General features: G+C 63.8%; 19 protein-coding genes. 6 read left to right on the top strand and 13 right to left on the bottom strand.

Annotation, left to right across the window (positions count from 1 at the left end; genetic code table 11):
- Positions 1-89: 89 nt before the first annotated feature.
- Positions 90-1,997, bottom strand: coding sequence for a 3-dehydroshikimate dehydratase QuiC (gene quiC, locus ABEH27_RS07975; protein WP_346613035.1), 1,908 nt, complete (start codon positions 1,995-1,997; stop codon positions 90-92).
- Between the two features lie 479 nt (positions 1,998-2,476).
- Here quiC and ABEH27_RS07970 point away from each other — a divergent pair, with 479 nt between their 5' ends.
- A complete protein-coding gene (locus ABEH27_RS07970) occupies positions 2,477-3,850 on the top strand; it encodes an MFS transporter (protein WP_346613034.1) in 1,374 nt (457 codons plus the stop codon).
- A gap of 128 nt (positions 3,851-3,978) precedes the next feature.
- Here the strand turns inward: ABEH27_RS07970 and ABEH27_RS07965 are convergent, their stop codons facing one another.
- The 5 genes from ABEH27_RS07965 to ABEH27_RS07945 form a co-directional block, all read right to left on the bottom strand.
- Positions 3,979-5,391 carry a DOPA decarboxylase gene (locus ABEH27_RS07965; protein WP_346613033.1) on the bottom strand — a complete coding sequence of 471 codons (1,413 nt, stop codon included), beginning with the start codon at positions 5,389-5,391 and terminating at the stop codon, positions 3,979-3,981.
- Between the two features lie 81 nt (positions 5,392-5,472).
- Complete coding sequence (locus tag ABEH27_RS07960; RefSeq protein ID WP_346613032.1) at positions 5,473-6,417, bottom strand: LysR family transcriptional regulator; 945 nt, start codon at positions 6,415-6,417, stop codon at positions 5,473-5,475.
- A gap of 119 nt (positions 6,418-6,536) precedes the next feature.
- Positions 6,537-7,250 carry a YebC/PmpR family DNA-binding transcriptional regulator gene (locus tag ABEH27_RS07955; protein WP_346613031.1) on the bottom strand — a complete coding sequence of 238 codons (714 nt, stop codon included), beginning with the start codon at positions 7,248-7,250 and terminating at the stop codon, positions 6,537-6,539.
- A gap of 94 nt (positions 7,251-7,344) precedes the next feature.
- Positions 7,345-8,736 (bottom strand): FAD-dependent oxidoreductase, encoded by a 1,392-nt coding sequence (locus tag ABEH27_RS07950; RefSeq protein WP_346613030.1) that lies wholly within the window; start codon positions 8,734-8,736, stop codon positions 7,345-7,347.
- A gap of 14 nt (positions 8,737-8,750) precedes the next feature.
- Entirely contained in the window at positions 8,751-10,067 is a 1,317-nt protein-coding gene (locus tag ABEH27_RS07945; protein WP_346613028.1) for an MFS transporter, read from the bottom strand.
- 239 nt (positions 10,068-10,306) lie between these two features.
- Between ABEH27_RS07945 and ABEH27_RS07940 the strand changes: the two genes are divergently transcribed.
- Both ABEH27_RS07940 and ABEH27_RS07935 read left to right on the top strand, forming a co-directional pair.
- A complete protein-coding gene (locus ABEH27_RS07940; protein WP_346613027.1) occupies positions 10,307-11,176 on the top strand; it encodes a LysR substrate-binding domain-containing protein in 870 nt (289 codons plus the stop codon).
- Positions 11,177-11,269: 93 nt separating this feature from the next.
- Positions 11,270-11,635, top strand: coding sequence for a DUF2784 domain-containing protein (locus ABEH27_RS07935; RefSeq protein ID WP_346613026.1), 366 nt, complete (start codon positions 11,270-11,272; stop codon positions 11,633-11,635).
- Here ABEH27_RS07935 and tam read toward each other — a convergent pair.
- The 4 genes from tam to ABEH27_RS07915 form a co-directional block, all read right to left on the bottom strand.
- On the bottom strand, positions 11,632-12,408 hold the full coding sequence (tam, locus tag ABEH27_RS07930) for a trans-aconitate 2-methyltransferase (RefSeq protein ID WP_346613025.1): 777 nt from the start codon (positions 12,406-12,408) through the stop codon (positions 11,632-11,634). The two genes, ABEH27_RS07935 and tam, sit on opposite strands and share 4 nt — an antisense overlap.
- A gap of 72 nt (positions 12,409-12,480) precedes the next feature.
- On the bottom strand, positions 12,481-14,901 hold the full coding sequence (locus tag ABEH27_RS07925; RefSeq protein ID WP_346613024.1) for a TonB-dependent siderophore receptor: 2,421 nt from the start codon (positions 14,899-14,901) through the stop codon (positions 12,481-12,483).
- Positions 14,902-15,092: 191 nt separating this feature from the next.
- Positions 15,093-15,935 carry a FecR domain-containing protein gene (locus tag ABEH27_RS07920; protein ID WP_346613023.1) on the bottom strand — a complete coding sequence of 281 codons (843 nt, stop codon included), beginning with the start codon at positions 15,933-15,935 and terminating at the stop codon, positions 15,093-15,095.
- The gene (locus ABEH27_RS07915) at positions 15,932-16,468 is read right to left on the bottom strand and encodes an RNA polymerase sigma factor (RefSeq protein WP_346613022.1); all 537 of its coding nucleotides are present in this window, start codon (positions 16,466-16,468) and stop codon (positions 15,932-15,934) included. Before ABEH27_RS07915 ends, ABEH27_RS07920 begins: the two co-directional genes overlap by 4 nt.
- 114 nt (positions 16,469-16,582) lie before the next feature.
- Here ABEH27_RS07915 and ABEH27_RS07910 point away from each other — a divergent pair, with 114 nt between their 5' ends.
- On the top strand, positions 16,583-16,762 hold the full coding sequence (locus tag ABEH27_RS07910) for a hypothetical protein (protein ID WP_346613021.1): 180 nt from the start codon (positions 16,583-16,585) through the stop codon (positions 16,760-16,762).
- A 3-nt stretch (positions 16,763-16,765) separates the two neighbouring features.
- Here the strand turns inward: ABEH27_RS07910 and ABEH27_RS07905 are convergent, their stop codons facing one another.
- Complete coding sequence (locus tag ABEH27_RS07905; protein ID WP_346613020.1) at positions 16,766-18,175, bottom strand: amino acid permease; 1,410 nt, start codon at positions 18,173-18,175, stop codon at positions 16,766-16,768.
- Between the two features lie 326 nt (positions 18,176-18,501).
- On the opposite strand from ABEH27_RS07905, the gene ABEH27_RS07900 reads away from it, so the two are divergent.
- Positions 18,502-19,926, top strand: coding sequence for a PLP-dependent aminotransferase family protein (locus tag ABEH27_RS07900; protein ID WP_346613019.1), 1,425 nt, complete (start codon positions 18,502-18,504; stop codon positions 19,924-19,926).
- A 157-nt stretch (positions 19,927-20,083) separates the two neighbouring features.
- Positions 20,084-20,860 (top strand): RHS repeat-associated core domain-containing protein, encoded by a 777-nt coding sequence (locus ABEH27_RS07895; RefSeq protein WP_346613018.1) that lies wholly within the window; start codon positions 20,084-20,086, stop codon positions 20,858-20,860.
- A 312-nt stretch (positions 20,861-21,172) separates the two neighbouring features.
- Here the strand turns inward: ABEH27_RS07895 and ABEH27_RS07890 are convergent, their stop codons facing one another.
- A complete protein-coding gene (locus tag ABEH27_RS07890; protein ID WP_346613017.1) occupies positions 21,173-22,189 on the bottom strand; it encodes a histone deacetylase family protein in 1,017 nt (338 codons plus the stop codon).
- On the bottom strand, positions 22,189-23,427 hold the full coding sequence (locus ABEH27_RS07885) for a Zn-dependent hydrolase (RefSeq protein ID WP_346613016.1): 1,239 nt from the start codon (positions 23,425-23,427) through the stop codon (positions 22,189-22,191). Before ABEH27_RS07885 ends, ABEH27_RS07890 begins: the two co-directional genes overlap by 1 nt.
- Between the last annotated feature and the right edge of the window lie 22 nt (positions 23,428-23,449).

Below are 23,449 nucleotides of genomic sequence, written 5' to 3'. Positions count from 1 at the left end.
AGTGCCTCGTCTGATCGAGCGCCGCACGCGCGGCGCTCGATCTCTGCTACGCAACAACGATCAAGGCAGGCATGAACCTGCCCTGTCCGTTACAACACCGGCTTGCGCGCCGCGCCACTGCGCCGCTTGGCCATCGCCGCCAGGCGCACTGCGACGTTCGCCGCACCGTATCCGGCATAGCCACCTTTGCGCTGGATGATCTCGAAGAAGAAGCGGTCCTCGAACGACTCGGTGTACACGTGGAACAGCTCGCCACCCTGGGCGTCACGGTCGTACAGCACGTTGTAGTACGCCAGTTCGCTGAGGAACTCGTCGTCGAAATCAAAACGCGCCGCCAAATCGTCGTAGTAGTTGAGCGGGATCTCCAGCAGAGGTACGCCCGCTTCCTTGGCGCGCGCCACTTCCTTGAAGATGTCTGCACAATCGAAGGCGATATGGTGCACGCCGGAGCCACGATAGCTGGACAACGCATGGGCAATCGCGGTGTTGCGGTTTTCCGAGATGTTCAGCGGCAAACGCAGGCTGCCGCACTGGCTGCGCAGGGCGCGGCTTTTTACCAGGCCGTAAGGGTCGGGCAGCACCACCTCGTCATCGGCGGCGAAGTCGAACAGACTCTTGTAGAACAGCACCCAGCTGTCCAGCGACTCGGCCGGCAGGGCCAGGGCCATGTGGTCGATGCGCTGCAGGCCGCCGGTGGCGGTGGCGGCCGGGTCCAGGCGGAAGTCGGTGTCGTACAACGACGGGCCTTCCTTGCCCTGCTCCACCAGGTAGATCAGGCTGCCGTCCGGGGCGCGCACGGCGGGCACTTCGCATTCATTGGGGCCGACCAGGCCGCGGAACGGCTGGCCGCGGAAGTCAGTGGCGCGTTGCAGCGCGGCGTGTTCGTCCTTGACCCGCAGCGCGGTGGCGCACAACGACGGGCCGTGGGCCTCGAAGAAGTTGTGGCCAAAGGAGTACGGCTCGGCATTGAGGACGATATTGATATCGTTCTGGCGCAGCAGGCGTACGTCTTTGCTGCGGTGCTTGCCGGCATCGGCAAAACCCAAGCGCTTGAGCCAGCCGCCCAAGCGCGCGCCGACGGCCTCGTCGACGGCAAATTCAAGGAACTCCACGCCATCATAGGCACTGGCGGCGGGCGGTGCGAACAGCACGCCCGGCTCGATGGCGGTGCCTTCCTGCTGCAGGCGCAGGCGGGTCTGCTCTTCGAGGTACAGCAGCGAACGCAGGCCATCGGCGGCGTTCTGCCGCGGTGGTGCGGCGCGGAAGCCGTCGTTGAAGATTTCCAGCGACAGCGGGCCGCGGTAGCCGGTGGCGAGAATCGGCGCGAGGAAACCGGCCAGGTCCATTTCACCCTGGCCTGGGAAGCAGCGGAAGTGGCGGCTCCACTCCAGCACGTCCATGGCCAGGATCGGCGCGTCGGCCATCTGCACGAAGAAGATCTTGTCGCCGGGGATGTCGCGGATCGCCGCCGGGTCACCCTTGAGCGACAGGGTGTGGAAGCTGTCGAGGATCACCCCCAGCGCCGGGTGGTCGGCCTGGCGCACCAGGTTCCACACTTGCTGGTAGGTGTTGACGTGGCGGCCCCAGGCCAAGGCTTCGTAGCCGATGCGCAGGCCGCGTTTGCCCGCGTGTTCGCCGAGCAGGCGCAGGTCGTCCACCAGCAGTTGTTCTTCGCCCAGCGCGTCGGCCTGCACGTTGCTGCACACCAGCACCAGGTCGGTGCCCAGCTCTTGCATCAGGTCGAACTTGCGCTCGGCGCGGTCGATGTTTTTTTGCAGGCGATCGCGGCGGCAGCCTTCGAAATCGCGAAACGGCTGGAACAGGGTGATGGCGATGCCCAGGTCGGCGCACATCTGCCGCACTTCGCGGGGGCTGCCGGCATAGTAGAGCAGATCATTCTCGAAGATCTCGACGCCGTCGAAACCGGCGGCGGCGATGGCTTCGAGCTTTTCCGGCAGGGTGCCGCTCAAGGACACGGTGGCTATCGAACGCTGCATGGTGGGGTTCCTTGTTATTGGAAAAGGCAACAAACCGAACCTCGACGGGTTCCTGGCATGTTCAATTATTCGCAGGTAAAGTCGCGCCAGCAATCACTTTGTACGGAACGGTTAGTTTTGCGTTCGATTACCGCACAAAACCCGTTTTGGCGAATTGATTCACTGCCACCCGTGGGCAACCATGGGATCAGACGCAGGCACACCGACCGCCCTTTTCTGCCCAGATAGCCGTTCGGCGCAGCCCGCGCATACAAGCCCAACGCCACGACATAATAAGTTCAATAAAACGGGTACCGACCTATGCAAACCTCAATCGCCTTGCAACCCGCACCTGCTCGTTCGTCCTCCCTTGGCAGACTCCGCCTGCGACCGTCCGTTCATTAAGCGCACCGAAAACTCCCGATAGCGATCGCACACCTACCGGCCGCCGCCCGACGGCGCCTGCTGTGCGGCGACCAACAAAAACAACGGAGACAACGATGGCCCACTCCAGCTCTCAAGCCAAGAAAGCGACCGCCAGCGGATGGATAGGCTCGGCACTCGAGTACTACGACTTTTTCATCTATGCCCAGGCTGCGGCACTGATTTTCCCGCAGATCTTCTTCCCCAATACCGACCCGAAAATGGCCATCATCGCTTCGCTGGCTACTTACGGCGTCGGCTACCTGGCCCGCCCGGTCGGCGCCTTCGTGCTCGGCCACTGGGGTGATACCCGCGGCCGCAAGAACGTCCTGCTGCTGTGCATGTTCCTGATGGGCCTGTCGACCATGGCCGTCGGCCTGTTGCCGACCTACCACGACATCGGCCTGCTCGCCCCCGCCTTGCTGGTCGTGCTGCGCCTGGTTCAGGGCTTTGCGGTGGCCGGTGAAATTTCCGGGGCCAGCTCGATGATCATGGAGCACGCACCGTTCGGCCGCCGCGGCTACTATGCGAGCTTTACCTTGCAGGGCGTGCAGGCCGGCCAGGTACTGGCGGCGGCGGTGTTCCTGCCACTGGCGTACTTCATGCCCAGCGAAGCCTTCAACGACTGGGGCTGGCGCATTCCGTTCCTGATGAGCGCGGTGGTGCTGATTGCAGGTTTCATCATCCGTAAGGAAGTGCACGAAACCCCGGCGTTCGTGAAGGAAGAGAAACAGGACAAAGTTGCCAAGTCGCCAATCAGCGAAGCCTTCCGCCACAGCTGGAAGCACATGGTGCTGGTGATGTTCATGGCGTTGATGAACGTGATCCCGGTTGTCGCCACCATCTTCGGTGCAGCCTACGCGGTGCAACCGGCCTACGGCATCGGCTTCGACAAGAGCGTGTACTTGTGGATACCGGTGGTGGGCAACATCGTTGCGGTGCTGGTGATCCCCTTTGTCGGCAACCTTTCCGACAAGATCGGCCGTCGCCCGACCATGATCGCCGGCTGCCTGGGCTCGGGCCTGCTGGCCTTCGTTTACCTGTATGCGATCAGCATTCAGAACGTGCCACTGGCCTTTGCGGCGTCCATCGTGATGTGGGGCATGGTCTACCAGGGCTACAACGCGGTGTTCCCAAGCTTTTACCCTGAGCTGTTCCATACCCGCTACCGCGTGTCGGCCATGGCCATCGCGCAGAACGTCGGTACCATGCTGACCGCCATGCTGCCTGCGCTGTTCGCCCTGGTGGCCCCGCCGGGTTCGGACAACATCCCGCTGGTGGTGGGTGGCCTGGCGTTCTTCATTACCTGCGTGTGTGCACTGGCGGCGTATATCGCGCCGGAGACGCATCGCCTGGCGATGGAAGATTTGGGGAACCCGCAGGCCAAGCCAATGGAGAAGGAAGCCTTTGAAGCGAGCCGCAAGGGTAGCTTTCAGGCTGTGAGCAACTGATAGACCGTGCGGGGCTGCCTTGCAGCCCATTCGCGGGGCAAGCCCGCTCCCACAGGCCATAGGGTTGCCTCAGTCTCTGTGGGAGCGGGCTTGCCCCGCGAATGGGCCGCATGGCGGCCCCAGCTGTTTCAACCTTTGATCACTTCCTGCATCCGCAACCACAGCTTCTCGACATGCTCACGCTCGGTGGGCAGCGCGCCAACCGACACCCGCACCATCCATCGCCCATTCAAGGTCGCCGGCGTGACATACGCGTCACCCGAAGCATTGAGCCGCTCCGCCCAGCCCTTGGTATGCGCATCCAGCGCTTCCCCTTCCAGCCCCGCAGGCCGATGCTGAATGCACAACGTTTGCAGCTGAACCGGCGCCAAAAGCTCCCAATCTGCCGCCCCCTCGACCTGCTCGGCCAACCAGCGGGCATTGGCCAAGTCACGGCGCAGTCGTTGCTGCAACGCCTCTACCCCCTCGCTACGCAACATGAACCACAACTTCAAGGCCCGGAAACGGCGGCCCAGCGGAATGCCCCAGTCACGCAGGTTCTTCACCTCGCCATCCACCGCCGACTGCAGGTAGCTGGGGTTGGTACTCATCACCCGGATCAAGTGTTGCGGGTCGCGCACGTAGTAGATCGAGCAATCGAAGGCCACGCCCAGCCACTTATGCGCGTTGACCACCACCGAATCGGCCAGCTCGATGCCGTCCCACATCCAGCGGCACTCGGGCAGGATCATCGCCGAACCGGCCATGGCCGAGTCGACGTGCAGCCATAGCCCGTGGGCCTGGGCGATTTCGCCGATCGGGCGCAGGGGGTCCAGCGCCGTCGTGGTCGTGGTGCCGGTGGTGGCGACTACCGCGCAGGGCTGGTTGCCGGCGGCAATGTCCTGCTCGATGGCGGCCTGCAGGGCGTCCGGGCGCATGGCGAATTGCTCGTCCGTGGCAATCAGGCGGATGTTCGCCCGGCCGAAGCCGGCCAGCAGCGCCGCCTTGTCTACCGAGCTGTGGGCGTGGGCGCTGACATATACGATCAGCGGCTTGGGCTCTGCCTGCAGGCCACCGCGCACCAGCGCGTAATCGCTGGTGCGTTCACGGGCACTGATGAGCGCCACCAAGGTACTGGTGGAGGCGGTGTCCTGGATTACCCCGCTCCACTGTGCAGACAGGCCCAGCAGCTGGCGCAGCCAGTCGAGGGTCGTTTCCTCCAGTTCGCTCAGCGCCGGGCTGGACTGCCACGACAGGCCGAGTACCCCCAGGCCGGTGCTGAGGAAATCGCCGAGCACCGACGACAAGGTGCCGTTGGAGGGGAAGTAGCCGTAGAAGTCCGGGTGCTGCCAGTGCGACAAGCCAGGCATGATCAGCGTGTTGACGTCGTCGAGAATCGCTTCGAATGGCTCGCCCTGCTGCGGGGCACCTGCCGGCAAGGCGGCCTTCAGGTAGCCGGGTTCGACCTGGGCCATGACCGGGCGCTCGCCGACTGTCTGGCGGTAGTCGGCGATCAGGTCGATCAGTTGGTGGCCGTACTGGCGAAATTGTTCTGGGGTCACGCGCGGTCTCCTGTGGGCGGGCTTGTGGCCACAGTCTAGGCGCCTGCTACCCGCCGAATAACCCCGCTTCGCGCATACCTGCTATGGCAAACCCGCATGCCCGCCCTGCACACCAAATTGCGATTGGCGCCATAGCTCGAACACCCGGTTGCGCAGCCAGCGGTGCTCGGCCGACGCCTGCAGGCGCTGGTGCCATACCACCCAGTAGCGCTGGGTGTGTTCGACAAAGCCCAGCGGCCGCCAGGCCAGGTCATGCAGGCGGCACAGCTGGCGGGCGATGTGCTCCGGCACGGTGGCCAGCGCCTGGCTGTTGGCGATCACCTGCACGGTGGCGGAAAAGAACGGCACCTCCAGGCTGACCCGCCGCTGCAGGCCTTGGGCGCGCAGGTGGCGGTCGATGAAACTGTCCTTGTCGCCACCGCCGGAGATGCGCACGTGCTTGAAGGCAAGGTAATCGCCCTGGCTCAGTGCTTCACTAGCTGCCAGCGGGTGCTCCCCTCGCATCAGGCACACCGCACGGTCTTCGCCGAGCAGGCGACCGTGCAGGTTGGGCGGCGACTCGTCGAACAGGGTGGTGGCGAGGTCGATCTCGCCACTGGCGAGCAAGGCGTACTGGCCCGCCTGCCAGGTGCGGTATTCGATGCAGACGCCGGGGGCTTCCTGCTCCAGCGCAGCCACGAGCAGCGGCAGCATGTGTTCGGCAACGTAATCGGAAGCGGCCAGGCAGAAGCGCCGCTCGCAGCGGGCCGGGTCGAAGGCGGCGGGTTGGCGCAGGGCCTGGAGCTCTTCGAGCACCTGGCGCAGCGGTTCGACCAGGGCTTCGGCGTATTCGCTGAGCACGTAGCCGCGGCCTTGGCGTACCAGCAGCGGGTCGTCGAAGCCTTCGCGCAGGTGAGCGAGTTGGCGGCTCAGGGCCGACTGGCTGACGCCCAGGCGCTCGGCGGCGTGGCTGAGGTTCTTGAGCTGCAGCAGGCAATCGAGGGTGCGCAGGTGGGCGAGGCTCAGGGAGGCGAAGGTTGGGTTCATCAGGCGCGCCTTTGTTGTATTCACCGGCCCCATCGCGGGCAAGCCCGCTCCTACAGGAATACGCGCTCCTCTGTGGGACCCGGCTTGCCGGCGATTGGGCCGCAAAGCGGCCCCGGCGTTTAGCCGGTCAAACCAACGTAGACGTTCTGCACATCATCGTTCTCGTCGATCGCCTCCAGGAACGCCTCGACCTCAGCCAGTGCTTCAGCACTCAGGCTGGCAGCACTCACCGGGTTTTTCGGGGTGTAACCGATCTTCGCCGCAGTGACGGTAAAGCCGTGCTCTGGCAGGGCCTTCTGCACAGCATCGAGGTCGGTGGTGTCGGTGATGAACAGGGTCGAGCCCTCTTCTTCACCTTCTTCGAAGTCCTGAGCACCCGCCTCGATTGCCGCCATTTCCGGATCGGCATCAGCGCTTGCCGGGGTCGCTTCGATCAGGCCGACGTGGTTGAAGTCCCACGCCACCGAACCGCTGGCACCCAGCTGGCCCTTGCGGAACAGCACACGAATTTGCGCAACGGTGCGGTTGACGTTGTCGGTCAGGCACTCGACGATCAGCGGCACCTGGTGCGGCGCGAAGCCTTCGTAGCTCACCGCGTGGTACTGCACGGCATCGCCGTCCAGGCCAGCACCCTTGCGGATCGCACGGTCCAGGGTCTCGCGGGTCATCGAGGCCTTCTTGGCCTGCACGATGGCCAGGCGCAGGCGCGGGTTCATGTCGGGATCGGCGCCCGACTTGGCTGCGATCTGGATTTCCTTGGACAGCTTGCCCATGATCTTGCCCTTGGCATTGGCAGCTGTTTCTCTATGTTTGGCTTTCCACTGTGCGCCCATGTCGACTCTCTTGTTTCAGCGGCCGGTTCAGGAAGCGACCGGCCAAAAGTGGGAGCAGTTTATACGCCCTCGCGCCTGTGATCGACAAGAAATCTCACGCCTTGTCGGCCTTGCCCGCAGCCGCCGCGAAGCGCGCCAGGCGCACGTCCAGGTGGCGCGGCCGCAGCCCGCGGTCTTCGGCCCGCTCCTTGCGGCGGATGGCGTTGCGCACCATCAGCGACCCCAGGTAACGGATCGGCTCCGGCGGGAACAGCCCCAGCGGGCCCTTGACCAGCGGCGAGCGGGTCCATGGGTTGTCCAGGCCCAGCGCCAGCGACGATAGGATCTGGCCGCCCATGTGGCACGGGCCTACCCCACTGCCGGAGTAGCCAAAGCCGTAGAACACATTGCCCTGCCCGTCCAGCCGGCCAAAGAACGGCAACCCTGTTACCGAGCGGTCCGACGGGCCGTTCCAGCTGGCCGCCAGCGGCACATCGGCCAATGCCGGGAAAAACTCACCCAGGGTTTCGCGCAGCAGCGGCCGGTATGGCGAGGGCTGGTCGAATACCGGCAGCATGCGCCCGCCATAGGCGAAGGTGTTGCCGCCCTTGCCGAGCATCAGGCGCCCATCGGAGGTGTTGTGGTAGTAGTGCACGAAGATCCGCGAGTCGAGCACGCTGATGCCGTTGTTCAAGCCAATCTCGCGCAACAGCTCGGGGCACGGCTCGGTGATGATCATGTCGCTGGAGACGATCGCCACACTGCGCTCGAACTGCGGGAAGGCGCGTGCCATCCAGGCATTCAGCCCCAGCACCACGCGGTCGGCGCGCACCGTGCCATGGGCCGTGCGCACCTGCACCGGCGCGCCGTGCTCAAGGCCGGTCATCGCGGTACCTTCATGAATACGCACCCCGCGCTGCAACGCTACGCGGCGTAGGCCGCGCACCAGCCGCCCGGGCTGCACGGTGGCAGCCGCGGGTGAGAACCAGCCTTCCAGGTGCCGCGCCGAACCTGCCTGGCGCTGCACCTCGTCCAGCGCCAGGCGCTCGAACGAATTGATCCCCTTCTGCGCCAGCGCCGCGATCACCGCATCGGTGGCACCGACCTGCGCCTGGTTGGTGGCGGTATACAGGGTGCCGTCCAGGCGGTAATCGCAGTCGATGCCATTGGCGGCGCAAAACTCGCCGATGGCGCCGATGCTGCGCTCCGACTCACGCACCAGGCGCACCGCTTCGGCCGCCCCGAACAAGCGTTCAAGGGTGAAGTACTTGGCCGACCAGGACAACGCACAGCCGCCATTGCGCCCGCTGGCACCCGCACCGCAGATGTCCGCCTCGATCAGCAGCACGTCCAGTGCCGGCACTGCCTCCTTGAGCATCAGCGCGGTCCACAGGCCGGTGTAGCCACCGCCGACGATGCACACATCGCAGCGGGCATCGCCTTGCAGCGGCGGGCACACCGCGTCCTGTTCCGAAGCCAGGGCCTGTTGCAGCCAGAAGGGTCTCATTCGCTCACGTTCCTTTAAGTGCGCAGTGGCTTGATCGCCATGCTGGTATTGGGTGCCACGTCATTGGCATGGGCGACGCTGGCCGGGCGGCTGTTCCAGTGCGGCAGCAGCACCAGGGCCGAGAACAACGCGCAGCCCGCGAACACGATGAACACCGTGACGCTGTCGAAATAGCCGGGCAGCAAGCCGCCGAGCACCGCGCCTACCGAACCGCAGCCGTTGACGAAACCGGCCGCCGTGGCGCCGGCCTTGGCCGTGCCGAAATCGATCGCCGCCGCACCGCTGATCATCGAGTCCGGCCCGTACAGGGTCAGGCCCATGACGAACAGCAGGCCCACCACCATGACGATGCTGCCGGAGTGCATGGCGGCCATGAACAGCGCCAGGGTCACGGTCAGCAGCAGCAGGCTGATCACGCAGGCCGGCATACGCCGGGCGCCGAACAGCTTGTCCGAGGCCAGGCCGATGATGATCGGGCCCAGCAAGCCGGCCAGTTCGAAGGCGGTGGGGATGATCGCCGCGCCGACCTTGCCCACCGAGGGCATCTGCTCGAAGACGATCACCGGGCCCCACAGCAGAATGGCGTAGCGCGCCGGCTTGAGCAGGAAGTACGCCAGGCCCAGGGTGAGCACCGTGCGGTTGCGCAGGATCTCGCGCAACGGCGCCCAGACGCTGCACAGGTTGCCGGCCGGCGCCATGCTCTGCGGCTCGGGCTCAACTGCTGGCAACCCGACGTCCTCGGGCTTGTTGCGCTGCAGGAAGAAGAACAGCACCGCCACCGCGGCCACGACCACGGCACTGGAGAAAAACGCCGCGTGCCAGCTACCGACCAGGGTATAGGCCCACCAGCCGGCAAACGGCGAGGCGACAAGGCCACCGAAGGCGTAGCACGAACTCCACAACCCCAACACCCGCCCGCGTTGCGAGGCCGGGAAGAAGCTGCCGATGTTCTTGCACAGCCCGGCCCAGCCGGTGGACTGCGCCAGGCCCTGGATCAGCATGCAGGTTGCGAAGATCGGGAACGTCGCATAGCTGCCCATCACCACCGCCGCTGCTGCCGAAATCAGCAGCCCGCCCAGCACCACCACACGCGGGCCGAAGCGGTCGGCAAGCATGCCCCAGGTGAACTGGCCCACGGCGTAGGCAGCCAGGTAGATGGCGTCGAGGTTGGCCATGGCGGCCTTGTCGAGCATGAATGTCGGGTCTTCACCGATACCGAGCTTGGCTACCGAAAACGCCTTGCGGGTGAAGTAGAAGGCGGCGTAGGCCAGCCAGGTAATGGCGAAAATCTGGATACGCCAGCGTTTGAACGCGGCTAGGGATTGGTTCATGTTGACTCTGACCTCTTGCTCAAGTGTGCCGGCAGATTGTTAAAAAACGCCTGTCTTGTTCTTGTGTTGCGCACTGCATGACGTGGGCTCGTCATTGGTCAGATGGCGCAGTTGCATGCGCCATGGCCCGGACCGCTTGGGCGGTGTTGGGTTGAGAGCTATGGAAACAGTTGCAGACTGATAAATAAAATCGATTTATCGTATTACACACATAAGCTCAGCTTGTTACTGGAGTCGTCATGTCGGTGTCCCATGCTCAATTGAAGGCCTTCCACGCGGTGGCCGTGCACGGCAGCTTCACCCGCGCCGCGCAGAAACTGTTTCTCACCCAGCCGGCGGTGTCTGACCAGGTGCGCAAGCTTGAGGAGCGCTTTGGCGTATTGCTGTTCCAACGCAACAAGCGTTCGGTGCAATTGACCGACCTCGGTGAACGGCTGCTGGGCATCAGCCAACGCCTGTTCGCCTGCGAAGCCGAAGCCCAGGAACTGTTGCACGACTCCCGTGCCCTGCACACCGGCAGCCTGGTGCTGGCGGTGGATGCGCCAGTGCACGTGCTGCCCCAGATCGCGCGCTTTTGCCAGCGCTACCCGGGCATCCAGGTCAAGGTCGAGACCGGCAACACCGATGAATCCCTGGCCCGGCTGTTCAGTTACCAGGCCGACCTCGCCCTGCTGGGGCGCGATGTGGATGATGAGCGTCTGTACTGCGTGCCCTTGCGCCGCGACCCGATGGTGGCGTTCGTCTCGCACAACCATCCTTGGGCCAGCCGGGGCTCGATCAGCCTGGCAGACCTGGACGACACCCCGCTGGTGCTGCGCGAACCGGGCTCGGTGACGCGGCAGACGCTGGAGGAAGAGATGCAGCGTGCCGGGCTACGGATTCGCCCGGCGATCCAGGTCGAGGGCCGCGAGGCTGCGCGCGAGGCCGTGGTGGTGGGGATTGGCGTGGGGGTGGTGTCGGCGGCCGAGTTCGGCGCGGATGCGAGGGTCTGTGCGCTGCCGATTGTCGATTGCCAGCGCCACCTGACCGAGACGCTGGTGTGCCTGAGCGAGCAGCGAACGCGGCGGGTGGTGGCGACGTTCTTGCAGATGGTCCAGGAAGAATTGTAGGCGCGGCGCTGCGGCGATCCGACTTGCCGGCGAAGGGGCGAGCACTGCGAACACAGGTATGCTGGCAATATCCCAACCTCAGATGCGCAGCCCATGCTCTCTCGCCTAGCCGCCGACGCCCTGGTCCTGCTACACCTGGCCTTCATCCTGCTGGTGCTGTTCGGTGGCCTGCTGGTGCTCAGATGGCGCCCCGCCCTGCTCGTCCACCTGCCCGCCCTGGCCTGGGGCCTGGCGGTGGAGGGCCTGCACCTGGAGTGCCCGCTGACCGACTGGGAAAACCGCATGCGCTTCGCCGCAGGCGATGCCGGCTACCACGGCGGTTTCGTCGAGCACTACATCTGGCCGCTGATCTACCCGGCCGGGCTGACGCCGCAGATCCAATGGCTGCTGGGCGGCGTCGTGCTGCTGGTCAACCTCGGCGTCTACGGTTACGTGATCTGGCGCTGGCGTCGCAACTAGCGGGTAGCGATCACGAACAGCCGCGGGAACGGCAGCAGCACCTTGCCATCGGTGGCCGGCGGGTAGTCGTGCTGCATGGCCTGCAGGTACATCTGCAGAAAGTCCGCCTGCTCATCTTGGTCAAGCCTGGCCAGATACGGCCGCAGGGCCGAGCCCTTGAACCACTCCACCACCGCCTCGGCGCCGCCCGGCAGCGGGTGGTGATAAGTGGTGCGCCACACATCCACCCGCGAACACAGCGGGCTGAGCAGGTCGTAGTAGAACGCCGCGTTATGCCGCGGCGGCAAGCTGAAGTCGGCAAACTTGTCGGCCCAGCGGCCGCGACCGGCTATCTCGCGCAGTTGCCGGTGGGCCGGTTCGTCGAGGTTGTCCGGCGTTTGCACGGCCAGGCTCCCCCCTTCGCTCAGCTGGCGCACCAGGTGCGGGTACAGCGAGCCATGGTCGGGCACCCACTGCAGCGAAGCATTGGCGAGGATCAGGTCTTGCGCTTCGGGCGCGGTCCAGGTGGCGATCTCGGCGATGTCGCAGCGCACCCGCGGGATCCGCAGGCGCTGCCGCGCACGCGCCTTGTCGATCATGTCCGGGTCGCTGTCCAGCGCAGTCACCTGGGCATCAGGGTGGCGCTGCAGCAGCACCTCGGTGGAATTGCCCGGGCCACAACCCAGGTCGGTGGCATGGCGCACCGGACGCGGCGGCACAGCGGCCAGCAAATCGCGCACGGCGCGGGTGCGTTCATCTTCGAACAGGGAATACTGGGTGGCGGACCAGGCCATGGGGGGCTCCTTTTGGCGGGCGATGTGCTCAGCATAAGCCATGTGCCAGCCATCAGGGGCCGTTTGCCACAATCAGAAATCCCAGCGCGTGGTCAGCATGACGTTGCGCGGCTCACCGTAGTAGCCGCTGTAGAACGTGGTATCCAGCGCACTCAGGTACTTCTTGTCGAACAGGTTGTTGACGTTGAGGGTGCTCGAGAGCTGCTCGGTGAACTGGTAGCGCCCCATCAGGTTGAACACCGCGAACTGCCCTTGCCTGGCCTTGACCGTCTTGCCCAGGTCCACCGGCGCCGCCGTGAAGTGGGTGCCGCTCTGCCAGTTCATGCCGCCACCTACGGTCAGCCGCTCCAGCTCGCCCGGCAGGCGGTACGTGGTCCACAGCTTGACCATGTTGGCCGGGGACACCGTGTTCACCCGCTCACCATCAGCGTCCTTGGTGATGCTGTGGTTGTAACTGGCGCTCAGGTTCCAGCCGGGTTGCAACTCGCCGGTGGCTTCTACTTCGAAGCCGCGAGTGGTGGCACCGGAAATCGCCCGATAGGCCGAGGTGGTGGTGCCGGGCACGACTTTGCCCGGGTCGACTTCGGCCAGGTTGTCCTGCTTGATCTCGAAGGCGGCAATGCTGGTGTCGAGGCGCCCGCCGAAGTACGTACTTTTCAGGCCGACCTCGTAGTTGTCACCCTCACGCGGGTCGAGGGTACTGCCGGTGGCATCACGCACCGTCTGCGGCTTGAAGATGCTGGTATAGCTGGCGTAGACCGAGTGGATACCGTCGAGGTCATAGACGATGCCGGCATAGGGCGTGACCACCCCGCTCTCACGGTTGGCTGTAACCCGGTTCAACGCAGGGCTGACCACGTACTCGAGATCGTAACGGTAACGGTAGTTGCTGACGCGGGTGCCGAGTATTACCGACAGGTCATCGGTAGGCCGTAATCGAGTGGCCAGGTAGGTGCCCGTCTGATAAATGCTGGTATCACCGTCGTACAGCTTGCCGACGCCGGTGTTTGGCTCGGTGGTGTAGTTATCCCAGGTGAAGAAGTTGACGCGATTGCCTTCGATCGACGTACCACGCAACGGGTCGTGGTGATTTTCATAACGGGAGAAGTTGTAACCCAGTACCAGCTCATGTTCACGGCCAAAGGCCTGGAACGGCCCTTTGAGCTGGGCATCGACGCCGACCTGTTTCTGCCAGGTGCTGCCGGCACCGCCATACAAGCGCACGCCCTGCCCGGTCTGCTTGTCAGGGAAGCCCCAACTGGCGGTGGCCAGGCGGTAGTCCTCGCGATTGATGTACATCTGGTTGACGGCAACGCGCAGGCTCCAGTCATGGCCCAGTTGCTGCTCGAGGCTGGCGAAGGTATTCAGCACGTCCTGCGGGTTGCTGCTCCAGCGCGCAGCGCTGTTGGTCGAGCGCGAAAAATCGGTCTGCTCGCCGTTGCTGTAGAACAGTGGGAACGCCACCGACGACGAACCTTGGGGCTCGTTCTTCTGATAGTCGGCGCCTACGGTGAACAAGGTGGTGTCGCTCAGGTCGGCTTCGAGGATGCCGTAGAACACCTGTTTTTCCTGGTGATAGTGGTCGACGAAGCTGTCGCTCTGCTGGTAGGCCGCGACCATTCGCCCACGCACATTGCCCGTTGGTGTCAGCGGCCCCGAAAGGTCGACTTCGGTACGGTATTTGTTCCACGACCCCAGCCCGGCACTGACATGCCCCTTGAACTCTGCAGTCGGGCGCTTGCGTACCAAGTTGATGGTGGCGGACGGATCGCCGGCGCCGGTCAGCAGGCCGGTTGCACCGCGCAGCACTTCAACGTGGTCGTAAACGGCCATGTCAGCCAGGCTCTGGGCCGACACCTGGCTGACGATGTCGAGGGTGGTCGGGATACCGTCGAACTGGAAATTATCGACCGAATATCCGCGCGAATAAATATTGAAGCGCTCGCTGCCCAGGCTCTGCACCGACAAGCCCGGTGTTTGTTGCAACACCTCGGTCAGGCCGTTGAGGCCCTGATCGTCCATACGTTGACGGGTGACCACACTGATCGACTGCGGCGTTTCGCGCAGCGAGAGGTCCAGGCCGGTACCGCTGCGGGTCGAACCCAGGGTGTAGGCCCCGCTACCCTCCGTGATGTTGCCGAACAACTGGCCGTCGACGTTGGTGGCGCCAAGCTCCAGCGCAGTCCCGCTGGCAGCGCTGCCGATCAAGTAGCCGTCACCGACACGCTGCACCTGCAGTGTGCTACCCGTCAGAAGTCGCTGCAGGGCCTGCTCGACGGTCATACGCCCTTGTACGGCACGGGCCTGGAGGGCTTGAGCGGCGTCGGTGGCAAACAGGATGCGCGTGCCCGTCTGCCGCGCCAGTTCATTGAGCGAGCGGTCCAGGCGTTGCGCCGGGATATCCACGGTGAAGGTGGCGTCCTGCGCCTGCACGGCAGCACTGGCCATCAGGCATCCGGCCAACAGCGCCAACGGTGAAAAAGCGTTGTTCATGTGTTCCCCATACCAACGATTCGAGTGACTTCATGGGGATGGCGGTTGGCCATGGAGGAAAGTTGATGTGCACTTGCAAATAATTATTGGTTGCCTGTGCTGGCCCTATCGCCGGCAAGCCGGCTCCCACAACCGTAGCGCCGCGCCTACTTTGATAGCCGGCTTGCCGGCAATGAGGCCGGTACAGGCGATCAATCTTTCCGGCCGATTGTCAGGCCGCCGTCCACACCGCGCACCGTGGTCACCGGCAACACGGCCGGCAACTGCTCGAGCAATGCCCGCACCTGCCGGCTATCGAACTCACCTGACAGCCGCAGCCCGCCGGTACGCTCATCCGCCAACCGCAACGGCTGTTCACTGTAGCGCTGCAAGTCGACGACCGCTTCGCGCAGCGGCGTGCCATCGAAGCGCAGCACCGACTGCCGCCAGCCGTCCAGCGCTACGCTGTCCACCTGCTGCACTTCACTCAACTCGGCAACCGAAGCCAGCACCTGCTGGTTAGCCTGCAGCGGCTGCACCTCCCCGCGACCGTTACTGACTTCGACCTCCCCTTGCAGCACCCCCACCCGCACCCCGCGCACATCGCTGCGTACATCGAACACTGTACCGATGTCGCGCACGGTTACGCCCTGGCTACGCACAATGAACGGCGCATCGGCATGCACCACAAAGAACCTGGCCTGCCCTTCCACCAGCTCCAGCTGACGGCTGCGCAGGCGGCGCTCTATACGCAGGTGGCTGCCGGAGTCGAGCAGCACCTGGCTGCCATCGGCCAGTTGGATTTCACGCTGCGCGCCAATGGCCACCAGCACCTGCTCGGTGCGCCAAGCCGGGTCCAGCCACCACACAGTGCCTGCCAGCAGCAAGGCCAGGGCGGTCGAGGCTGCGGCCTTGCGCCCTTTGCGCTGCCGCGCGGTCATGGCCTTGGCCTCGGCCAGCAGCACCTCGCGTGAAGCCACTCGCTCGCGCAAGGCTGCGCTGAAGGGTTCCAGTAGGTCGGCCTGCTGTTTCGCGGCTGTTTTGTCCTGGCTCATGCCTGGCCCTCGCCACGCAGGCGGCGCGCGGGTTCCCAACGGCTGATGATGGCGCGCATTGCGCGGTTGAAGTGCTGGGTCACCATGTTGGTCGAGATCTCCAGTTCCTCGGCAATGTCACGCTGGGCCATGCCGTGGATACGGTGCAGCAGGAACACCTGACGCTGGCGCGCTGGCAGCCCTTCGATGATCGCCAGCAAGGCATGCAATTGCTGCTCGAAATCCAATGCCTGTGCGCCGTCCCAGGTATCCAGCGCAGGCTCTTCGGTGCTGGCGGTGGCCAGGTGTGCGGCGCGAATCGACTCGGCGCGGATGCGGTCGATGGCGCGGTTGAAGGTGACCTTGCGCAGAAAAGCCAAGGGCAACGACACCCGTTCGCGGGGAGGCTTGTCGAGGATCTGCAGGTATACGTCGTGGACCAGATCACGGGCGAAGTGACGATCGCGAAAACGCTGCCTGATGAACTTGACCAGGTCGTCGTAATGCAGTGCCAGGGTGTCGAGCAATTGCTGATTGGGCGGGGTATCGGACATGACAGCACAAACGTCCAGGTGATAATGCTTCGCATTGTAGTGTGAGATTACCGGTGTTGTCTTCACCGGCATCAGGGCCGGAACTGACGGGCTAAGCTTGGAGTCAGTTCAACTATGCGCATGCCCATGAAAACATTCCTGGCCCTCGCCCTGCTGGCCCTGATCGCCGCCGCCGCCCTCCTCGGCTCGCCGTGGATGAACGGGCGCTTCCACATGCCTTCAGACAAAACCCCGGCCCAGCAACGCGAAACGGCCGGGTCCCCAAGGGAGCCGGCCGTTTCCAAGCAGCACTAGTGCTTAGTGTTGCTTGGCGCTACGAATCTGATGCACCACACCCATGGCCACCACGATGGCCGCAGCGATGCCGGTGGAGATCACCAGGATCTGGTAGTCAGGCATGAAGGCCATGGTGACCAGCGCGGCGACGATGAAGGCGATCACCAGGTAGGTGAGCCACGGGAACAGCCACATCTTCAGGCGTACTTCCTTGCCCTCGGCGATCAGCTTGCGGCGCATGCGCAGCTGCGAGAAGGCGATCACCAGGTACACCAGCAGGGCGATCATGCCGGTGGTGTTCATCAGGGTGTCCAGCACGTCTTTCGGGCGCAGGGTTTCGCTGAAGTTGATCAGCGCGCAAACCACAGCCACCGCGCACGAACCGATGATCGCGTACACCGGTACGCCGGTGCCGGCGCGGGTGATCTTGAAGAACGACGGTGCGTCGCCACGCTGGGCCAGGGAGAACAGCATCCGCGAAGCGGTGTAGTGGCCGGAGATCAGGCAGCTGCTCACCGAGGTCAGTACCACGAAGTTCATCAGCAGCTCGGCATACGGCACGCCCAGCAGTTCCAGGGTACGGCGGTAGGCGCCGTAGCCGGAGACGCCCAACTGCGGGTCGTTCCACGGTACCAGGCAGACGATCAGGAAGATCGAACCGACGTAGAACAGGCACACACGCCATACCACCGAGTTGGTGGCCTTGACGATCTGGGTGGCCGGGTCTTTGGCTTCGGAAGCCGCGATGGTGACGATTTCGGCGCCGAGGAAGGCGAACATCACCCCAAGCAACGCACCAATGACCGTGGTAATGCCATTGGGCATGAAGCCTTCGGCGGTCAGGTGGGTGATGCCCCGCACTTCACCGAACTGCCAGACGTTCATGACCGCCGCGGTACATACGATCAGGAAGCAGACAATCGCAATCACCTTGATCAGCGCGAACCAGAATTCGAATTCACCGTAGTGCTTGACGTTGAAGAAGTTCACGGTAATCAGCAACAGGGTCGTGGCCAGCACGAACACGTTGACGCTCACGTCTGGGAAGAAGCCATGCAGGATCTTGCCCGCCACGTACGCTTCCCAGGCCATCAGGATGACCCAGTACCACCAGTACAGCCAGCCGATGGTGAAACCGGCCCAACGGCCAATCGCGCGGTCGGCGTAGGTAGAGAACGAGCCGGTGTCGGGCGAGGACGTCGCCATCTCACCGAGCATGCGCATGATCAATACCACCAGGATGCCGCCGGCAAGGTACGCCAGGACAGCAGCCGGGCCGGCGCTGTGGATCACGCTGCCGGAACCGACGAACAAGGCGCCGCCGATAACCCCGGCGATCGACATCATCGTCAGGTGGCGCGACTTGAGCGAGGCACTGAGCTTGCTCTCGTGCTCACCTTTCGCGGTGGTGGTTGTGGATGTTGCTCCCATCAGTTGTGTACCCCGTGCTTCTTTTTATCCAAGGAAATGCGTGAAGCCATGATGGCGATCGGCTTCACCTGTACATCAGCGCTAATGCGGGCAGGAAGGTGTGCGCAAACACACGCAGGCCATCCCTGGCGGCCTGCTTGCACACCCGAAGGTTTGCCCTTCGGGCGAACTGAACATGCTTTATCTGGCGATATCTGACACCTAATGTAAAAATGTCCGACAGATAGAGCCATGCACAGTGGCATGAATCTCGCACTGCACTGTACAGGCCGCCGATGCAATACACCCTGCAGGCGCCAGGCGATACGCACCCTCAAGGCCCCCGAATGCTCGAATTACATCCAGACTCCTCAACCCCGTTGGTCAACCAGATCATCGACGGGCTGCGTGAGCTGATCGACAACCAGACCCTCAAGCCAGGCGCCAAGGTCCCGTCGATCCGCGCGTTCGCCGCGACCTATTCGGTGAGCACCTTCACCGTGGTCGAGGCTTACGATCGCCTGGTGGCTCAGGGGCTGCTGGTGAGCAAGGGCAATGCCGGGTTCTTCGTCAACCGCGCGGTGGCCGAGTTGCTGGACACACACACCGCCGAGGCTGACGCCAGTCGACCATCGTTCAACTCCGAATGGTACCTGCAGCAGATCTTCGAAACCCGCCAGCTGCCGTTCAAGCCAGGTTGCGGCTGGCTGCCCAACGACTGGATGTACGAAGAAGGCCTGCGCCGTGGTTTGCGCCAGGTGGCCGGCAGCCCGCTGGAGCTTTCCGGCTACGGCGACCCTATGGGCCTGCCGGAGCTGCGCGCGCTGACTGCGCAGAACCTGCAGCAAGAGCTGTCGATCGTCGCCAATACGGCGCAGTTGATGCTGACCCACGGCGCCAGCCAGGCACTCGACCTCGCCGTGCGCACGCTGGTGCGCCCAGGTGACGTGGTGCTGGTGGACGACCCCGGTTACCCCAACCTGATGAGCATCCTGCGTACCCAGGGCGCCACCCTGATCGGCGTGCCGCGCACCCCGAACGGCTACGACCTCAACCACCTGGAGCAACTGCTGGCGCATCACCGCCCGACCGCTTTTTTCACCCAGCCGCACCTGCACAGCCCGACCTGCTCGCGCACCCCGTTGCCGCAGCTGCACCGCCTGCTGCAACTGGCCAGCCAGCACGGCTTCCGCCTGGTGGAGAACAACCTGTACGCCGACATGGTCGCCGAGCCACAGCCGTGCCTGGCCAGCCTCGACCATCTGCAGCAGGTGATGTATGTGGGCAGTTATTCCAAGAGCATCTCGCCCAACGTACGGGTCGGCTACCTGCTGGCCAACCCGGCGCTTTCGCAGAAGTTGTTGCACCTGAAGATGCGCTCGGGCCTGACCACCTCGCAGGTGATGGAGCGCGTGGTGTACGCCGCGATCATCGACGGCCGCTGGCGCAAGCACCTCAAACGCCTGCGCCAGCGCCTGGCCGAGGCGCACCAGGACGTTGGCCGTCACCTGCATCGTCTCGGCTTCGAGCTGTTCACCGAGTCGGACGAAGGCATGTACATCTGGACCCGCCACCCGGCCATCCCCGACAGCGCCGCGCTGCTGGACGATGCGCTGGAGAAAGGCATCATGCTTGGGCCCGGGCAGTTGTTCATGGTGGATGCCAAGCCGACCGGGTGGATGCGGTTCAACGTGGCGTTCAGTACGGACCCGGCGATGTGGGAGTTGCTGGAGAAGGTGTTGGTGAAGCATGTGCGGCGGGCGGGGGTTTAAGGCGCTCCCCGATGCATCTTCGGCGCCTGTGAGATCGAGCGCCGCCCAACAAATCAAGAAACTACTCGCACCTGTTATTTTTGCCAGTTACCCGTAATCAAGACCGTAGGCGATAATTGTAGGTATATCCAAGCATGCTATCGGCGGGGAGTAGACTATGAATGCAATGTGTTCCGGAGCTGGCTGGCAGGCCTATGACGCATACGGCTATCGAAACATTACTACCTGGCCAACTGGATTATTGGGCTTCAACGGCGAGCTTCTTTCTACTGCAACAGGGTGTTACGCCCTCGGAAATGGACACCGGCTATACAACCCCCGTCTGATGCGTTTCATCAGCCCTGACGCACTAAGCCCTTTTAACCGCGGAGGCTTAAACTGCTATGCTTACTGCATCAACGACCCCATTAACTCAAAAGACCCTAGCGGTAAATACCGACTCAAGACTATCGTTACTAAAATCCTGGCAATCATTAGATTCAAACTACCCCTAAAGCCTAGAAAAGCAATAACAAGCGAGTGGAAAACCCTAACTAACCTCGAACCTGAAAAACTGGCAAATGATAGGTGGGACGCTGAAGATTTAATATCCCGCGGAAAAGCTCACTTCACCCTAGCAAAAGGTCCAGGAAGCTTGGAGAGGATCCCCGAAGCGGATTCAAAAAACAAATTTGTCTTTACTCGAGACAACGATTTTTTGATCGGCAGCTACAACATCGAAGACGGACACCTAAGCCACGCCAGCATAGCCGAACTGGGACAACACGCACTCGGCAGACGCCTCGAAGTTATCAGCGCAGGATACATAATCAGAGCGGGAAGAGATTTTATCCTAACCAATCAATCTGGCCACTTTAGAACTTCAATGGAACAGTTGAAACCGGCCATGTACTACCTTGAAAGCTTAGGGGTAAACGTAAGGTATGGGTGGTAGTACTTCTGAAAGGATTACATCCTTGTCCATAGCATCGAACAGTATCAGAGACGCCGTTAGAGACAACTCAACTACCGGCGTGCAGCACTTATCGCCAACCCACCCTGTTCGCGAAGAAGGCTTTCGCATCTCCCCGGGTGCCCGTCACGGCATGTTCAGCGCCTGTGAGATCGAGCGCCGCCCGCGCGGCGCATCGCGGGCAAGCCCGCTCCTACATTTGTTGCAACGTGCCATGGCCTGATGGGCCATAGTTGTCAGCCTTGTTGGCACGACGCGATTTTTCGGCTGGCGCTGCCGCCGCTCCGCCTGTCTTCAGTCATGCGCCAAGGCAAAAAACGCCCGCGCATTCGCCTCCAGACTCTCCAGGTGATACCCCCCTTCCTGCACAATCACACACGGCAACCGCAACGCCCGGATCCGCTCACCCAACGCCGCAAACCCTTCGGTCGTCACCGCCACCTTGCTTTGCGGGTCGAGCTCATAGATATCGAACCCCAGCGACAGCACCAGCACCTCGGCGCCAAAGTCCTTCACCGCCCTCAGCGCAACCTCCAGCTGGCTCATGAAATCCGCCTCGCTGGCGCCATGGGCCATCGGCAGGTTGAGGTTGTAGCCTTCCCCCGCGCCGCTGCCGCGTTCGTCCTCGAACCCGGCAACGCCTGGGTAGAAGTTTGTCGGATCGCCATGGGTGGAGACGTACAGGACATCGTTGCGCTCGTAGAAGATCTCCTGAATGCCCTGCCCGTGGTGCATGTCGGTGTCGAGGATGGCCACCCGGCGGTAGCGGCTGCGCAGGGCCTGGGCGGCGACGGCGGCGTTGTTGATGTAACAGAAGCCGCCGGCGGCATCGAAGCGTGCATGGTGACCCGGTGGGCGGCACAGGGCGTAGGCGGCGGGCTCGCCGTCGAGGATGGCCTTGGCGGCAGCCACGGCGCTCTGTGCCGACCAGTAGGCCGAGTGCCAGGTGTGCTCGCCCACCGGGCAGCTGCCGTCGGCCAGGTAGCGGCCGGCCTGGGCGAGGATGCCGCGCAGGGCGTTGGGTTCACGGACGAAGATGTTCGACATGACTTCGTCGCCCCAGTCTTCGGGCACTTCCTTCCAACGCGCATGGGCCTCTTCGAGGAACGCCAGGTAGGCTTCGCCGTGCACGGCCTTGAGCGGGTCGAGGCCAGCGTCGGCAGGTTGGCGGATGTCGAAGCCGAGGTCCTTGGCCGCCTGCAGCAGGCGCTGGGCGCGCTCGGGGACTTCCTGCGGGGTGCGCATGGCGCCGCGCGAGTAGTAGCTGCGCGGGTGGTGCAGCAGTTGTTCGGGGTGGAAATAGCAACGCATCAGGCTTCTCCTTCTGCACGGCCGGCGCGGGCCAGCACGGCGTTGAGCAATACATCGACGCCCTGGCGGGCGTCCTCGGGCAGTACGTCTTCGGCCTCGTTGTGGCTCAGGCCACCGACGCAGGGGATGAACACCATGGCCGTCGGGCAGTAACGGGCAAGCAGAATGGCGTCGTGGCCGGCGCCGCTGACGATGGATTGCTGGGCATAGCCAAGGCCATCCACCGCCTGCTGCACGGCCGCCACGCAGTCGGCGTCGAACGGCGTCGCCGGGCTCACCCAGTGGCGGTCGATGCGCACCTGCAAGCCGCGCTGGGTGGCGATGGCCTGCAGTTTCTGGCCAAGGTCGCGCTCCATGGCTTCGATGGCTTCATCGCGGTGGTGGCGCAGGTCGACGGTAAAGCGCAGCACACCGGGGATGGTGTTGCGCGAGGACTTGGCGATCGACAGTTCACCCACGGTGGTCAGGCCTTCGGGGGCAAAGTCGGCGGCGAGTTGCTCGACGGCCTGGATCATCCGCGCGGCGCCGTACAGCGCATCCTTGCGCAGCGGCATCGGCGTGGTGCCGGCATGCGCCGCCATGCCTTCGACGGTCACGTCCAGCCAGCGGATGGCCTGGCCACCGCTGACCACACCGATGGCCTTGGCGTTGTCTTCCAGAATCGGGCCTTGCTCGATATGCGCTTCGAAGTAGGCATCGACCTTGCCGCCCAGCGGGCGCTGGCCAGCGTAACCGGTGCGTTTCAGCTCATCCGCCACGCTGATGCCGTCGGCATCGCGGATGGCCAGGGCCTGGTCCAGCGCGAGGGTGCCGGTGAACACCGCCGAGCCGAACATGGCCGGGGTGAAACGGGCGCCCTCCTCGTTGGTCCAGACGGCGATTTCCAGCGGTTTGCGGGTCTGGATGTTCAGGTCGTTGAGGCGGCGCACGACCTCAAGGCCCGCCAGCACACCGTAGACGCCATCGAAGCGGCCGCCCTCGGGCTGGGTGTCGAGGTGGCTGCCCATCATCACCGGGGCGGCGCTTGGGTCGCTGCCAGCGCGGCGGGCGAACAGGTTGCCGATGGCATCCACGCTCAGGCTCAGGCCGGCCTCGCGGCACCAGTGGCTGAACAGTTCACGGCCAGCCTTGTCTTCGTCGCTCAGGGCCAGACGGCAGCTGCCGCCGCGTGCGGTGGCGCCGACTTCGGCCATGGCCATCAGGCTCGCCCACAGGCGTTCGCCATTGCTTTTCAACATGTGCGGATACTCCAAAAACAAG

Origin of the sequence: Pseudomonas sp. P39-UII1 (assembly GCF_039672635.1) — a bacterium.
In the GTDB taxonomy this organism is placed as follows: domain Bacteria; phylum Pseudomonadota; class Gammaproteobacteria; order Pseudomonadales; family Pseudomonadaceae; genus Aquipseudomonas.
Note: the sequence above shows the minus strand (reverse complement) of the source record. Positions and strands in the feature narration are given on the sequence as shown.

Coding starts and splice junctions, on each gene's coding strand:
- quiC (WP_346613035.1), bottom strand. CDS start 1,997: ATGCAGCGTTCGATAGCCACCGTGTCCTTGAGCGGCACCCTGCCGGAA.
- ABEH27_RS07970 (WP_346613034.1), top strand. CDS start 2,477: ATGGCCCACTCCAGCTCTCAAGCCAAGAAAGCGACCGCCAGCGGATGG.
- ABEH27_RS07960 (WP_346613032.1), bottom strand. CDS start 6,417: ATGAACCCAACCTTCGCCTCCCTGAGCCTCGCCCACCTGCGCACCCTC.
- ABEH27_RS07955 (WP_346613031.1), bottom strand. CDS start 7,250: ATGGGCGCACAGTGGAAAGCCAAACATAGAGAAACAGCTGCCAATGCC.
- ABEH27_RS07950 (WP_346613030.1), bottom strand. CDS start 8,736: ATGAGACCCTTCTGGCTGCAACAGGCCCTGGCTTCGGAACAGGACGCG.
- ABEH27_RS07945 (WP_346613028.1), bottom strand. CDS start 10,067: ATGAACCAATCCCTAGCCGCGTTCAAACGCTGGCGTATCCAGATTTTC.
- ABEH27_RS07940 (WP_346613027.1), top strand. CDS start 10,307: ATGTCGGTGTCCCATGCTCAATTGAAGGCCTTCCACGCGGTGGCCGTG.
- ABEH27_RS07935 (WP_346613026.1), top strand. CDS start 11,270: ATGCTCTCTCGCCTAGCCGCCGACGCCCTGGTCCTGCTACACCTGGCC.
- tam (WP_346613025.1), bottom strand. CDS start 12,408: ATGGCCTGGTCCGCCACCCAGTATTCCCTGTTCGAAGATGAACGCACC.
- ABEH27_RS07925 (WP_346613024.1), bottom strand. CDS start 14,901: ATGAACAACGCTTTTTCACCGTTGGCGCTGTTGGCCGGATGCCTGATG.
- ABEH27_RS07920 (WP_346613023.1), bottom strand. CDS start 15,935: ATGAGCCAGGACAAAACAGCCGCGAAACAGCAGGCCGACCTACTGGAA.
- ABEH27_RS07915 (WP_346613022.1), bottom strand. CDS start 16,468: ATGTCCGATACCCCGCCCAATCAGCAATTGCTCGACACCCTGGCACTG.
- ABEH27_RS07910 (WP_346613021.1), top strand. CDS start 16,583: ATGCGCATGCCCATGAAAACATTCCTGGCCCTCGCCCTGCTGGCCCTG.
- ABEH27_RS07905 (WP_346613020.1), bottom strand. CDS start 18,175: ATGGGAGCAACATCCACAACCACCACCGCGAAAGGTGAGCACGAGAGC.
- ABEH27_RS07900 (WP_346613019.1), top strand. CDS start 18,502: ATGCTCGAATTACATCCAGACTCCTCAACCCCGTTGGTCAACCAGATC.
- ABEH27_RS07895 (WP_346613018.1), top strand. CDS start 20,084: ATGAATGCAATGTGTTCCGGAGCTGGCTGGCAGGCCTATGACGCATAC.
- ABEH27_RS07890 (WP_346613017.1), bottom strand. CDS start 22,189: ATGCGTTGCTATTTCCACCCCGAACAACTGCTGCACCACCCGCGCAGC.
- ABEH27_RS07885 (WP_346613016.1), bottom strand. CDS start 23,427: ATGTTGAAAAGCAATGGCGAACGCCTGTGGGCGAGCCTGATGGCCATG.